This window comes from Paenibacillus sp. 2RAB27, assembly GCF_052115445.1.
Taxonomy (GTDB): Bacteria; Bacillota; Bacilli; order Paenibacillales; family NBRC-103111; genus Paenibacillus_E.
The window spans coordinates 207,754-221,216 of the sequence record NZ_JBFRGR010000003.1; the positions used below are offsets into that span (position 1 = coordinate 207,754).

General features: G+C 43.7%; 13 protein-coding genes. 12 read left to right on the forward strand and 1 reads right to left on the reverse strand.

The features are described 5' to 3' along the window. Positions 1-13: 13 nt before the first annotated feature. The 6 genes from AB4114_RS06125 (at position 14) to AB4114_RS06150 (ending at position 7,150) form a co-directional block, all read left to right on the forward strand. Positions 14-1,600: an ABC transporter substrate-binding protein gene (locus AB4114_RS06125; RefSeq protein WP_441987630.1), complete on the forward strand. Its 1,587-nt coding sequence runs from the start codon at positions 14-16 to the stop codon at positions 1,598-1,600. Between the two features lie 71 nt (positions 1,601-1,671). Further along, positions 1,672-4,320 (forward strand): glycosylhydrolase-like jelly roll fold domain-containing protein, encoded by a 2,649-nt coding sequence (locus tag AB4114_RS06130; RefSeq protein WP_441987631.1) that lies wholly within the window; start codon positions 1,672-1,674, stop codon positions 4,318-4,320. Between the two features lie 2 nt (positions 4,321-4,322). Further along, the gene (locus AB4114_RS06135; RefSeq protein ID WP_441987839.1) at positions 4,323-4,601 is read left to right on the forward strand and encodes a DUF5597 domain-containing protein; all 279 of its coding nucleotides are present in this window, start codon (positions 4,323-4,325) and stop codon (positions 4,599-4,601) included. 244 nt (positions 4,602-4,845) lie between these two features. Then, positions 4,846-5,298 carry a MarR family winged helix-turn-helix transcriptional regulator gene (locus AB4114_RS06140; RefSeq protein WP_441987632.1) on the forward strand — a complete coding sequence of 151 codons (453 nt, stop codon included), beginning with the start codon at positions 4,846-4,848 and terminating at the stop codon, positions 5,296-5,298. A gap of 26 nt (positions 5,299-5,324) precedes the next feature. Continuing rightward, positions 5,325-5,843: a GNAT family N-acetyltransferase gene (locus tag AB4114_RS06145; protein WP_441987633.1), complete on the forward strand. Its 519-nt coding sequence runs from the start codon at positions 5,325-5,327 to the stop codon at positions 5,841-5,843. A gap of 68 nt (positions 5,844-5,911) precedes the next feature. After that, a complete protein-coding gene (locus tag AB4114_RS06150; RefSeq protein WP_441987634.1) occupies positions 5,912-7,150 on the forward strand; it encodes an MFS transporter in 1,239 nt (412 codons plus the stop codon). Positions 7,151-7,313: 163 nt separating this feature from the next. On the opposite strand, the gene AB4114_RS06155 is transcribed toward AB4114_RS06150, so the two are convergent. Then, complete coding sequence (locus AB4114_RS06155; RefSeq protein ID WP_441987635.1) at positions 7,314-7,865, reverse strand: helix-turn-helix domain-containing protein; 552 nt, start codon at positions 7,863-7,865, stop codon at positions 7,314-7,316. A gap of 150 nt (positions 7,866-8,015) precedes the next feature. Between AB4114_RS06155 and AB4114_RS06160 the strand changes: the two genes are divergently transcribed. From AB4114_RS06160 to AB4114_RS06185, 6 genes are all read left to right on the forward strand, one after another. Further along, the gene (locus AB4114_RS06160) at positions 8,016-8,414 is read left to right on the forward strand and encodes a DoxX family protein (protein WP_441987636.1); all 399 of its coding nucleotides are present in this window, start codon (positions 8,016-8,018) and stop codon (positions 8,412-8,414) included. Between the two features lie 28 nt (positions 8,415-8,442). After that, positions 8,443-9,102 (forward strand): alpha/beta hydrolase, encoded by a 660-nt coding sequence (locus AB4114_RS06165; RefSeq protein ID WP_441987637.1) that lies wholly within the window; start codon positions 8,443-8,445, stop codon positions 9,100-9,102. Between the two features lie 8 nt (positions 9,103-9,110). Then, entirely contained in the window at positions 9,111-9,881 is a 771-nt protein-coding gene (locus AB4114_RS06170; RefSeq protein WP_441987638.1) for a DODA-type extradiol aromatic ring-opening family dioxygenase, read from the forward strand. Between the two features lie 28 nt (positions 9,882-9,909). Then, the gene (locus tag AB4114_RS06175) at positions 9,910-11,271 is read left to right on the forward strand and encodes a hypothetical protein (protein WP_441987639.1); all 1,362 of its coding nucleotides are present in this window, start codon (positions 9,910-9,912) and stop codon (positions 11,269-11,271) included. Between the two features lie 59 nt (positions 11,272-11,330). After that, positions 11,331-12,092: a GTP cyclohydrolase II gene (locus AB4114_RS06180; protein ID WP_441987640.1), complete on the forward strand. Its 762-nt coding sequence runs from the start codon at positions 11,331-11,333 to the stop codon at positions 12,090-12,092. Between the two features lie 203 nt (positions 12,093-12,295). Then, positions 12,296-13,459, forward strand: coding sequence for a YhgE/Pip domain-containing protein (locus tag AB4114_RS06185; protein WP_441987641.1), 1,164 nt, complete (start codon positions 12,296-12,298; stop codon positions 13,457-13,459). Positions 13,460-13,463 lie beyond the last annotated feature (4 nt).

The following is a 13,463-nucleotide window of genomic DNA, read 5'->3' on the forward strand; positions in this document are numbered from 1 at the left end:
GGGGGAAGAATACATGAATTTTAAAAAGATGGGGTTATTATCAGTGGTAAGTATCCTTGCGATAACTGCTGCAACTGGCTGTAGCGGAAATACGAACTCTTCAGCGGGATCTACATCATCCGTTCAGAACCAAACTACTGATAGCAAAGAATCTTCTGTTGATATTGAAGTATGGGGAACCAATGTCGGCTTCAAGCCCATCACCAAAGACAGCAAGACATACACATTTCTGAAGGAAAAGTTAGGTGTGGGCGTAATTAACCCGTATGTGGAATGGGGTGGAGGTACTAACTACTYAAACCAGTTGAACCTGAAGATCGCAGCTGGTGAAACCCCCGATTTGTTTCTACCTTATGGGGGCTCCGAGACCACCTTGGCCAAAAACGGTGCTATCGCAGATCTGACAGAACTTTTGCCCAAATATGCACCGAATGTATGGCAAGCCATTCCTCAGGATGTTTGGAATGTTGTCAAAGCAAATGACCCTACTGGTCAGGGCAAAGTTTATTACATTCCTTTGGTAGTAGACTACGGAAGATACGCTAGCATGATTCGTCAGGATTGGTTGGATAAGCTGGGCTTACAGATGCCAAAGACACAAGAGGAATATGTAAAAGTACTTGAGGCATTTCGAGATAAGGATCCCAATGGAAACGGTCAGAAAGATGAAGTTCCGACCGGCGGTCGTCAAGAGGCGCGATGGATGGACCATCTGTTTGCTATGTACGGTGTAGCCATGCTCGAAGGTTACCCGGATTGGGACTTGTACGACGGTAAACTGACTTATTCCGCGGTAACGCCGAATATGAAAGCTGCTTTGGAATTCGCTGCAAAATTATATAAAGATGGATTATTGGATAAGGAAACTCTTCTTAACGACAAGTCCAAGTGGGAGGGTAAGGTTAACTCTGACAAGGCTGGTAACTACTTCCAATGGGTGGAGACACAAAATCTTAATTTGGATGCTTTGCAAAAGAACACTGGTGTGAAGGGCCAGTTCTCTATACTTCCCGTACCGGAAGTCCAAGGATATAAGGGCTTTTATACGCAGAAGAGGAGGATTGAACCACAGTGGGTTGTCAAGAACAACAAAGACCAGACGAAACTGATGGCCTCATTAAAGCTGCTTAACAATATGTACGATAAGAAGATTTGGAAAGATCTTTATCTTGGTGTAGAAGGAATGCACTATACGATGAAAGATGGAAAGGCCGTGAAACTTCCGGAGGACAAGAGTACTCAAGAGAATATTGGGCTATTTAATACGACTTCAAGTTTGGCGACACTTGACTTTACGATCGACCTCCTTAAGAGTACTGCATCGGCAGACACCATGTGGGAGATTGATCAGACTGTCAAAAATATGCAAGAAGCTCAGAAATACGTCAAGCCCATTGCCGGTGATGGCTTGCCGGCTACCATCTATGAGGGCTTCCCGGACATCAAAAATCGCAACTTGTATATCGAATACGCAAGCAAGATTATTACGGGGCAGTATCCGATCAGCAAATTCGACGAATTTGTAGACAAATGGAACAAATCAGGCGGCGAAGAAGCAACGAAGCTCGCGAGAGAATGGTATGCGAAATTAAAAAAATAATCGTTTGATCAAGAATATCCGCCTTGCTTCGATTCGAAGACGGGCGGATATTTCAATAACAGGAGGCTAGCATGAGCAATCGACTTAGGGAAGTGCTTGAAGGTCAAGAACGTAATTACATCCTTCCTTTTCTCTGGCAGCATGGGGAGGAAGAGCAGGTGATCCGGGAAGAAATAGCCCGTGTTCATGAATCAGGCATCGGCGCGGTATGCATTGAAGCTCGTCCTCATCCGGATTTTCTCGGGCCAAAATGGTGGGCGGATATGGACATTATTATGGATGAGGCTCGAAATCGGGGCATGAAGGTTTGGTTGCTGGATGATGATCATTTTCCAACAGGACATGCGGCAGGCAAGGTGAAGGAAGCTCCTGAAGATCTTCATCGCAAGTTTTTGGCTGAACGCTACATCGATACGCTCGGCCCTGCCAAAGGCACATCGTTGCTGCTGGATACCTTGTTGATGCGTGGACTTCGACCAACGATCTCACTTCCGGAGCGGGCAACTGGAAAAAATAAACTAATCTTTGTTATCGCGGTCCGCCGTCATCCAACAAGTGGAGATTTACTCAGCGATAGTATAGATATCACGGATCTTGTGCAAGACGGTATTCTGTACTGGGATATCCCTGAAGGGTATTGGCGCGTATTTATTATCACAGAAAATAAGGATGGCGGCAGTCTGCAACAGGAAGATTATTTGAACCCGCTGGATCGAGATTCCGTTCGTATTCTGCTCGATTCGGTGTATGAGGCTGTGTATGAAAGATACAAGGCTGATTTCGGCAAAACGTTTGCTGGTTTTTTCTCGGATGAACCTGGATTTTACAATGACAAGACAACTTTCGACTTCACTTCAAGACCAGGCAAAAAAGGCGTGCCACTTCCATGGAGTAGTGAATTGCCAGCAATGTTTGAGCGTGCGCTAGGCGCAGATTACCGCAAACACCTTCATCTACTCTGGCATGACGCAGGAGAACAGACACAAATTGTGCGGTACACCTATATGAATATAGTTAGCAATCTCTACGCGGTCAACTTTTGCAGCCAAATCGGAGAGTGGTGCAGAGCCCGTGGAGTCGAATACATTGGACATGTTCTGGAAGACAACAACGTGCATGCCAGACTTGGCTCAGGAGCTGGACATTTTTTCCGTTCCATGTGGGGACAAGATATGTCTGGCCTCGATGTGGTGCTTTGGCAGATCGTTCCCGGCTTTGATGAACTATCTTTTAGCAAACCGGGCGGGGATACGGATAGTGAATTTTTCCACTACGGGCTTGCCAAGCTTGGGGTATCTCTTGGGCACCTCGATCCGAAGAAGCAAGGCAGGACGATGTGTGAAGTGTATGGGGCGTACGGCTGGGCGGAGGGCTTGAAGCTCATGAAATGGCTGACAGACCATATGCTGGTCCGCGGCGTCAATTATTTTGTTCCGCATGCCTTTACCCAAAAGGATCCGGATCCAGATTGTCCACCGCATATGTATGCGGGCGGGAAAAATCCTCAGTACCGCTATTATAAACATTTAAATCATTACATGAATCGGATGAGTCACCTGATTTCAGGCGGAAGGCATGTAGCCACTGCGGCTGTCGTATATCATGCGGAAGCTGAATGGTCGGGGGAAGCGATGCTTTTTCAGAAGCCAGTGAAGCAATTGATGCAGCATCAGATCGACTGCGATATCTTGCCTATCGATATACTTCTGGAAGCAGCAAGCGTGAAGGACAGCAAGCTGCATGTTCATAACGAGGATTTTGCATGCCTTATCGTGCCATATGCAGAAGCGCTCCCAGCAGCGGCGATTCGCCGGTTGGCTGAGTTTGCCGAACTAGGTTTAGCTATACGTTTTGTCGGTGGGCTGCCGATACGATCGAGTGAAGGCAGTGAGGTTTCCGTTGAACTAGCTGGGCTTGCTGGTCACCAACATGTAAGAGTTGTTGCACTAGACGATTTGGCACAACAGCTTATCGTGGATGGACATTATGAGATTCAGACTGACGCTTATGAACCCTATCTTCGGAATTACCAATACGCACATGATGGTTTGGACGTGTTTATGTTCTTTAACGAACATCCGCATCAAACCATTCGCAGAAAGATTGTCTTGCCTCTCAAAGGTGATGTATATGCTTATGATGCCTTTATCAATCGACTGACAAGGATCAATGAAGAGCAGGAGAACGGTGCGAACGCAACAGTGGACATTGTTCTTCATCCGTATGAATCCATCGTACTTATCCATGGTACTGACCTTGAAGGATATGATCGATCACCGCAATATGCAGGTGGTTCGGAAGTTGAGATAAACAGCGAATGGACGGTGTTCATTGCTACGGCGGAACAATATCCTCATTTTGAGGAATGGGGAGAAACAGTGGCTTTAACCAATATGAGCGGAGCAGATTGCTTGCCGAGATTTTCGGGAACCTTCCGTTATGAAACAGAATTTGAGTGGCATGATACGGCGAATCAAGGTCTTCATTTAGAGTTAGGTGAGGTCTATGAAACCGCACAAGTATGGATCAACGGTCAAGAAGCGGGTGTTCGTATTTGTCCTCCATACTCTTTAGCAATCGATGGCCTTATACACAAGGGTAAAAATAAGTTAGTCGTAGAAGTTACGAATACGATGGTGAAAGAGTGCCCTGATTTCTTGTCGGCTTATGCGCAGCAGGAACCAAGCGGACTTATCGGTCCTGTTCGGGTGATTAAATAAAAATTAGTTACCAAAGAGAAGAAGAAGGTAAACCGATCTCCGGTGGACTTGTCATTGAAGTATCCGAAGATGAGTTTATTTTGGCAGGAATAAGGTTCACGGCAGAGTGGCTTCCTAAACGTGGTGAGAACGCTAAGGTCGATTATATCAGAATAGAAGAAGGGACCTTCGATAAGGATGTATGGATGACAAGTAGTATACTTAACGGCGATGAAGCGAGTAGGATCTCCATAAAAAATAAACCATCGGCGCTGAACGTTGAAATGTATAAATATGAGTAAATTCAGAGGGAGCATGGAGGACATTAGATTTTAGTTTCTTTCATCGCGAGTGCGCTCTGCATTGATTACATGTTTTTTCCTTTTTTTTGACCACGCCCCTTTATAGGGGCTTTTTTGCATATTTTCTGTTATATCTTGGATCTAATGAATGTTATTATGTTGCAAATGCAACATAATTGGGGTAGTATAGTTCTACTGATTATGTTGAATTTGCAACATAATAAATGGTTTAAGGAGCTTAATTATGAAAGAAATCCTTCGTGAGATTGGAATGATCGCTAGGGCATTAGATTCAATTAGTAATATCGAATTTAAAGAGTATGACCTTACAAAAGGTCAGTTTTTGTATCTTGTACGGATATGTGAAAGCCCAGGAATCATTCAAGAAAAGTTAGCTGAAATGGTAAAGGTAGATCGAACAACAGCAGCTCGTGCCATTCAAAAACTCGAAATGAATGGGTTTATTGAAAAGAGAGATGACATACTGAACAAAAAAATTAAAAAGCTCTTTCCAACAGAGAAAGGCGAAAATGTGTATCCTTTTATAAAAAGTGAACATGACTATTCTAATAGCGTTGCACTAAACGGGTTATCAGAAAGAGAAGTAGAAACTATTTTTTTTCTTCTTCAGAGAATAAGAAAAAATGTTGTTAAAGACTGGGAATTCGTAAAAAAGGGAAACAAGAGGAATTATTGATTTTAAAAAAGGAGCGACAAAGTGGAATGACAATACATCTACAAAAGTGTATCTTTGACGACTTATGCAAACTTCAAGAAATTAGTGTTGAAACATTTACCGAGACATTTAAGGATCAAAATTCACCTGAAAGTTTGAAAGCTTATCTAGAAAGGGCATATAACTTAAAACAGCTAGAAAAAGAATTATCTGATCCCTTTTCGGAATTCTTTTTTGTTTATTTGAATGATGAAGTTGCAGGGTATTTAAAGGTCAACACCAATGATGCTCAATCTGAAGAGATGGGTGACGACTCACTTGAGATTGAGCGGATCTATATAAAAAGCAAGTTTCAAGGGCATGGACTTGGCAAATATTTGCTAAACAAAGCGATAGATACTGCAATGGAACGTGATAAGAAGAAAGTTTGGCTAGGGGTATGGGAAGAGAATGAGAATGCTATTGCTTTCTATAAGAAAATGGGATTTGTGCAAACAGGATCTCACTCTTTCTATATGGGTGATGAAGAACAAATTGATTTTGTAATGACCAAATTACTCATATAACTTTCTTTAATGGCTTTCAACAAATGGTATTATGCCAGAAAAGATAACAAGTTAGGAGTAAACAAAGAATGAAGAAAAGTTTAGGCATGTTCAATAAAGTTTACGCCATGCAGCTGGCAACCATTTTTATTGGATTTGTCATCTTCGGGTTCTCGGAAAATATAAAAGGTCCGGCTATACCACGTATTCAATTCGATTTTATGTTGAATGAGTCCCAGCTCGGCACTTTATTATCTTTGAATGCCCTAGGTTATTTAATAGCCTGTTCCTTTACAGCATATTTGACCAAAATATGGGGGATCAAATGGGTCACCGTTGCCGCGTTCGCCTCTATGGCCGTATCCGGCATCCTAATCTATTTCTCTCATTTTTACACGTTGTTCTCAGCATCGTATTTCCTAATGTATATCGGCAATGGGATGTTGGAGATTGGCCTGGCTATTCTAAGCGCTCGGATTTTCGTGAAAAACACGGGCATGATGATGAATATGACGCATGGCTTTTACGGCTTAAGTTCAACGGTCGCTCCACTTATCGCAACTGGCCTTATGAAGGTGACGATTACTGGCCACACGCTGGATTGGCGCGGGATGTACCTGGTGATGCTGCTATTGTCTGTGATCCCGATTATGATTGCGTTGTTCAGTACATTCCCAGTAGATGATGTCTCGCATGAAGACCGTATTTCATTAAAAGCCTTGTTGAAAGACCGGGTATTATGGTTAATGGTACTGGTCCTTACGTTTGGAGTTGTATCAGAATTGGCTGTAGGCGGCTGGCTCGTTAACTTTCTAGAAAAAGCTTATGACTGGGATACCGTTAATGCTTCTGGCATGTTGTCTATCTTTTTCTTATGCTTCTCACTGGCCCGGCTATTTATTGGACCACTAACAGACCGGATAGGGTTTGTATTATCCCTCATAATTTCTTCAGGGTTTTCGGCATTATGTACCCTAGTTGCCATAATAGGTGGGGAAAGTGTCGCGTTCATGTTTGCTGCTTCTGGTATAGGCATTGCGATGATTTATCCAACAGTGATGGCTTTTATCGCCAAGAGATATCCGAAGGGTAGTGATACGGTTATCACATTCACGGTAACGTTGATGGGAATAGGCAGCGTAATAGGCAATTATCTCATTGGGAGAATCACAGGGCTCGTCAAACACATGGTGGGGGAGGATTCGCCCATAAGCTTGCTTCGAGGACTTCAAGCTGGCTACGGCTTTATTGGATTATGTGCAGCATTATGTGCAATAACGGGACTTATTTTATACGTACATTTGTATAAGAGAAAAGAAGTCATCTAAATCATAGAAACGAAACGCCAATAAAAATAATTTGTTATTATTCGTTCATGCCAAGGCCCAGCGTTGAAATCATTATGTATACCCTGCATTAGTAACTACTATAAAAAACGCCCTCAATTTGGCCGCTTGTGCTCAAACGATGGCGTTTTTTTAGTTTACACTTTTATATAAGGTCTCGTCCGCTGTCACTTTCTGTATAGATCGATATAAGTACGATTGCCGTCTCTTCCCCTATATTTCTTACCACATGGGGTGTGCATGCGTTCCAACTGAACGAATCGCCCTCTCCGAATTCAGCCCCATCCTCTCCTTGCTCTGCGTAAATGCTGCCTTTAATAACTAAATGGACCTCTTCACCTTCATGTGCATGAGGTGTATCTCCTGTAGAGGCTCCGGGTGGGAGCTCTACAAGCATCATTCTAACGTTCTTCGTAGAGCTCAGGTGCTCTACCTTCAGAAATTCGGAGCCGCTTGTTGTGGTTCTTCGTTCATTCTTTCGAACAATATTCATGCGATCTTCTTTCTTTAGGAGCAAATAAGCTAATGGCACATTCAAAGCCTGCGCTATATGTTCCAACGTTGCTATAGAAGGGGAAGTTTTATTAGTTTCAACCTGACTCATGAAGCCTTGGGACAAGCCGGTCTCTTCGCAAATTTGAGCGATGGTGATATTTTTTCTCTTCCGAATCGCTCGAATAGTTGAGCCGATATCCATCCTCATGCACCCCCCTTAAATATTAGTAATAAGAATTATAATTTTATATTAGCAATTTTCATATTGACAAGTCAATGTATTTTGCATTAAATTAGTTATATAAACTTTATTTCTTTATTACTAATATATTTTATAGAGGAGAGATTACGAATGACGAAAACAGCAGTTATTTCAATCATTATGCGTGTGGTGATAGGAATCATATTTATGATGCATGGAATCGATAAGCTTCAAATGGGACTCAGCAATGTTGAGGCGTGGTTTAGCTCAATCGGTATACCAGGATTTGTAGCTTATTTCGTAGCAATACTTGAACTTGTCGGCGGTATTATGCTGATTGTGGGATTGTTTACTCGTTATGTATCTGGCTTGCTTGTAATTATGTTAATGGGTGCAATTGTAACAACGAAGCTTTCGGTAGGACTTCTGGGAGATGGGCAAATGGCTGGTTATGAATTGGATCTTGGATTTATGTTGGTTTTGTTGTATCTGGTTGTTGGTGAGCAATCGACGCTCTCAGTCGACCGTCTTATTATGAACAAACGCTGAGCATAACTTACAACGAAGGAGGATTTTTATGAATCCCACTTATCACTATGACATTCATTTACCAGCCAATATGGACCCGGACAAGAAATATCCAGTCATCTTTACCTTGCACGGCAAGGGCTCTAATGAAAGAAATATGTTCGGTTTGGTCGCTCCGTTGGCAGATGATTTCATCATAATCGGCATCCGCGGCAATCTACTCCTTGGCTCGGGTTATCAGTATTATGATTTGAAAAGCTTAGGCAATCCCATCCGTGAGATGTTTGATGAAGCGGCAAAACAACTCGAAGCTTTCATTTATTATGCGACGGAAAAATATCCAATCGATACAGGCAAACGGTATTTGCTGGGGTTTAGCCAAGGTGCAATTCTGTCGATGACATTAGCACTTACGATGGGAGTTGAGCTGAAGGGAATCGTTTCCCTGAACGGGTACGTTCCTGACTTTGTGAAGTCGGAGTATCCGCTGCGAAGTGTGAAGGATGTATCGGTATTTATTTCACATGGCGAGTATGATTCCGTATTCCCAGTTCGGATCGGTCACGAGACGGCGGCATATTTCAAGGATCAAGCGCCGCGCCTAACATTTAAATTATATCCTACCGACCACGGCGTTTCGGAAGAGAACCAATTTGATTTTCTGAATTGGCTTAAGCAGGATGCTGGTTTGACTATAATTAAGGAGTGAGAAGCGATATGATGCCTTCCTATTTTTTCGCGCATGGCGCCCCGTCGATCGTACTTGAGGACAACGCATACACACAAATGCTTAAAAACTTTAAGGACCATACACCTAGACCGAAAGCAATCGTGCTCTTTAGCGCTCACTGGGAAGAGTCGAAACAGACGGTCAGCGCTGCTGAGGCGTATGAAACCATTTATGATTTTGGCGGATTTCAAGATGAACTTTATACGATGACCTACCCGGCTAAGAGCGATCGTTCGCTAAGCGAGCATGTTCGAGCACTATTTGAAAAGCAAGGCATTCAGAGTGTTCTGAATGAGAGTAGGGGACTTGATCATGGAGCTTGGGCGGTTTTGAAGCTGCTGTATCCGGAGGCGGATATCCCGGTTGTCGCATTATCCGTGAATCGATATCTGAGTAACGAGCAACAGTATCAGATCGGCAAAGCGCTAGGGGAACTTAGGGAACAAGATGTTCTCATCATCGGAAGCGGAGGAACCGTTCATAATTTAAGAAGATTGAATTGGCAGTCTGAAGGTAACGACGATTGGGCCGAGCAGTTCGATAAATGGCTTCAGAATAAGCTTGAGTCATGGGATACAGAAGCGTTATTTCAATATCAAGAGCTAGCTCCCAATGCCCAAGCAGCCGTGCCAACGAGCGAACATTTTATTCCGCTGTTGCTTGCAATGGGATCCGGGGACTCCAATCGCCAGGCAAAGCTGCTTCACCGCAGCTACCAATACGGCAACCTAAGCTTAAGCTGTTGGCAATTTAACTAATGAAGCTAAATGAAAGAGGGCGGATCGGATGAAATCCGCAGGTAAAGCGGCAATGGAGAGAATAATTATTTTCTCCATTGCCGCGGTTTATATTGTTCAGCAACTGACGCAGTTGGAGATGCTAACTCCTGTTCTGGGATGCCTTGTCTTTTTGGCAATCGCACTATTGTTGCCGAATCTGAAGGGGGTAACTTTCTGGCTTACAGTATCCTTTATGGTTGTCGGAACTGTCCTCATGTTGTTTCAAAAAGTGGAGGCTTCGGTTTGGTTTGAGTCAGCGGGAATTAACGTGACGATCGTAACGCTTTTTCTATTCGCGCCGTTGTTCGGGATTCCAGTCCGGATTCCCGAATACGTCGAAGCTCTGAAGCGTTTCTACGAAGAAAACTTTCGCAGCAAAGCAGCTTTATTCATAGGAACGCAATTTCTTACACAAATTATGGGTGTGTTTATCAACGTCGGTTCGATTCCTGTCGTATATCAAATGGTGTTTGTAAAGCCGCAACCCGGTATGTCTCGGCTGCTTGCCAATGCATTAAACAGGGGATTCGCGGGGGCGATACTATGGTCGCCGTATTTTGCTGCGATGACGCTCGTGACATCGGCTCTTCATCTGTCTTGGTCTTCCGTTCTTCCTTATATGCTCGGATTAGCTGTCCTAAGTCTTGTCGTAAGTTTGGCGGTCGATTTCAGAGAGCTGCGGGCGGCTGAAACGGAGCCACCTCAACAGGAAATGGCTGAGAAGCAGGGGAGTGCGGTGTTTCCGAAAGGGCTTGGCATATATTTAATATCCACAATTATCGCCATTTTGATATTGGAACGGTTTGTCCAGTTGCCAATGGTGTTGTTAATTTGTATGGCAGCGGTATTATTTCCGCTGATTTGGTGCATGGCTAAGGGAGCGATGGCCGTGTACAGGCAAGGGTTGAAGAATCATGTTACCGTTACGCTACCCGCCTTGCAGAAGGAAATCACGCTATTTTTGGCTGCCGGATTTTTTAGCGGTTCAATTGGCGCAACCAGTTTCGGCTCCTCAATTCCGGCAATGCTCGAGCAAATACCACTGTCGGTAACCATTACATTCTCGCTATTCACGGTGGTTCTTATAGCGGGATCATCGTTAATTGGTCTTCACCCGATTGTGCCGGTAACCATTCTTGCAGGCGGCATCGATCCGGCGAGCGTGCAGATAAGTCCATTGTATTTCGGAGTGCTGCTGTTGGGAAGCTGGAGCTTATCCAATCCCATATCACCAGCCTCGGCCGTGAACAATTTACTGGCGGGTTTGTTTAAGAAGCCGGTGTTTGAGGTGGCCGTGCCAAATTACAAATTCGCTGGCTGTATGGCAATCGTGCTCATTATTTATTTGATGGTTGTGTTAGGGAATTAAGAAAGATAGATGATCATGTGTCGGAAATCCCAATTGCAAATTGAAAAGGAGAAATATCCATGCCAGTGGCTCAAAGATTTGATCCTAAAGTGATTTCACTTTTACAAGAGAAAATAAAACTGATCAAAAAGGGCGAAGGGGCGGTATATCTTGTCGGACCCATTAAGCTGCCGGTTAACTTATTTGGGGAGACCATCCAGTTTAATTGGTACTGCTGGCTCAATTGCAATGAAGTGACGGAAGACTTTGAGCGTATTGTCGCCAAATTATCTGCTGCTAATTTAGCGGAATATCAACAATCGAGTGTACTTGTTCATGGAGATTTTCAACATACAGATCATGCCTTGATTCGGTTTCACTCCATCTGTCATACCGGAGATATTTTTGGCAGTAAGCGATGTGACTGTGGATATCAGCTTCATCAGTCGTTGAAACATATTGCCGATCATGGAAGCGGCGCGTTATTTTATCTGGCTAATCATGAAGGACGAGGTATTGGGCTCTTCAGCAAAGCGCTTGCCTATATTTTACAAGAAAACGGATATGATACCGTGGATGCCAATCTTCAGCTTGGTTTTGTGGATGATTCACGTGATTATAGCGACGCTATAAAGGTGTTAAAAGCACTTCGAACGAAGCCGGTCACACTGATCACAAATAATCCAAAAAAATTAGATGCGCTTAGTAAAGCGGGGCTGGATGTAGAGGATCGGGTGCAGCTTTGGGGAGATGTCTCCGAGTATAACGAGAAATATTTGAAAACGAAAATCGAGCGGTCCGGGCACTTGAATGGAGAAGAAGGCTGTTGTAATAATGACTGACCACAGGTTAGTCAGATAGATCCAAACCCGCTTGTTGACTCTGTCGTTTTGTACGAAAGCTCCTCCTTCAAGTCATTTGTATAGGAGAAGTCATGGAAAATAGCCATGGCTTTTTTCTTATTAATCAGTTGACAAAAAATCCTTCCTCCCGTATCATTTAAACATTCGTTTTAAATGATTGTTTAATAAGAGGAGTGGTAGAAATGGGATCGTCAATAGCGGCTTTTTTGAAGCCTGCAACAACCAAGGTAGGGATTATTACAGCGATTACGTTTCAGTTGCTGTTTAGCATCATATGGATGACTGGGTATTCGGGAGTTTCGGATAATACGAAGAATTTGAAGATTGCGATCGTGAATGAAGATCAAGCCATGGGTGGCAAAATTGTTCAAAGCCTGCAAAGCAATCTCCCTTTCCAAACGGAGGTTATCGCGTCAAATGAAGAAGCTCAGAGCAAGCTAAACCTGCGTGAAGTGCAAATGGTTATGCACATTTCGCCGGATTTTTCGAAAAAATTACAAACGCCAGGACAGACTGCCCCAATCACCTATACGGTTAATGAGTCGAATCCGTCGATGACGAAGTCAGTCATGCAAGCTGTGGCGGGGAACATTACGGCAACGGTAAATAAAGAAGCAGTAGCGGCTGGGGCATCGGCTGTCTTGACACAGATGAACCCACAGCTACCGGCTGAGCAAGCGACTCAGATTGCACAAGGGTTAGCGAGTAAAGTGAGTTCAGATATCCAAAGCACCAATAAAGTAAAGGATATGCCAAATCAAATGCTGCCTATGATGCTTGTGCTAGCTTCCATCGTGGGTACGATGATTATGKGGATGAACTTCAGTGTAACGACAAATCTCCTAGGTGCTTCTCTATCTAAAACGCAAAAAATGGCTGCACGTATCGGGATTACGGTGGTTGCTGCGATTGTCGTTGGACTCATCAGTGCCATCATGGTTGTTTCGTTGGGAGGGCATGTAGATAAAGGATTTGTTGCTCTTTGGGGCTTTGAATCGTTGTTCTTATTGACGTTTGCTCTAGTTGCTCAAATGTTTTTGACTTTGTTTGGGAACGCAGGTATGCTATTTAACATTGCAATGTTATCCCTGCAGTTGGTCTCATCCGGTGCGATTGTGCCGAGAGAGCTTCTGTCAGATTTCTATCATTCGATCAGTAATTTCTTCCCGGCAACGTATGCAGTGAACGGGTTGATGAATATTTTGTTCGGTGGACCTGGTGTTGGCAGCGAAGTTGGCTTTTTATTTGTGATTGCCGCGGTGGCGCTTGTTATTGATATGGTGGTTGTATTTGCGAAAAAAGTAAAGACAGCTCCAGCGGTAGGTCGTGTTCCATCAAACGCTTAACGTA

Excerpts from the sequence above, each read along its gene's own strand:
- AB4114_RS06130 (WP_441987631.1), top strand. The coding sequence starts at position 1,672 with ATGAGCAATCGACTTAGGGAAGTGCTTGAAGGTCAAGAACGTAATTAC.
- AB4114_RS06140 (WP_441987632.1), top strand. The coding sequence starts at position 4,846 with ATGAAAGAAATCCTTCGTGAGATTGGAATGATCGCTAGGGCATTAGAT.
- AB4114_RS06145 (WP_441987633.1), top strand. The coding sequence starts at position 5,325 with ATGACAATACATCTACAAAAGTGTATCTTTGACGACTTATGCAAACTT.
- AB4114_RS06150 (WP_441987634.1), top strand. The coding sequence starts at position 5,912 with ATGAAGAAAAGTTTAGGCATGTTCAATAAAGTTTACGCCATGCAGCTG.
- AB4114_RS06155 (WP_441987635.1), bottom strand. The coding sequence starts at position 7,865 with ATGGATATCGGCTCAACTATTCGAGCGATTCGGAAGAGAAAAAATATC.
- AB4114_RS06160 (WP_441987636.1), top strand. The coding sequence starts at position 8,016 with ATGACGAAAACAGCAGTTATTTCAATCATTATGCGTGTGGTGATAGGA.
- AB4114_RS06165 (WP_441987637.1), top strand. The coding sequence starts at position 8,443 with ATGAATCCCACTTATCACTATGACATTCATTTACCAGCCAATATGGAC.
- AB4114_RS06170 (WP_441987638.1), top strand. The coding sequence starts at position 9,111 with ATGATGCCTTCCTATTTTTTCGCGCATGGCGCCCCGTCGATCGTACTT.
- AB4114_RS06175 (WP_441987639.1), top strand. The coding sequence starts at position 9,910 with ATGAAATCCGCAGGTAAAGCGGCAATGGAGAGAATAATTATTTTCTCC.
- AB4114_RS06180 (WP_441987640.1), top strand. The coding sequence starts at position 11,331 with ATGCCAGTGGCTCAAAGATTTGATCCTAAAGTGATTTCACTTTTACAA.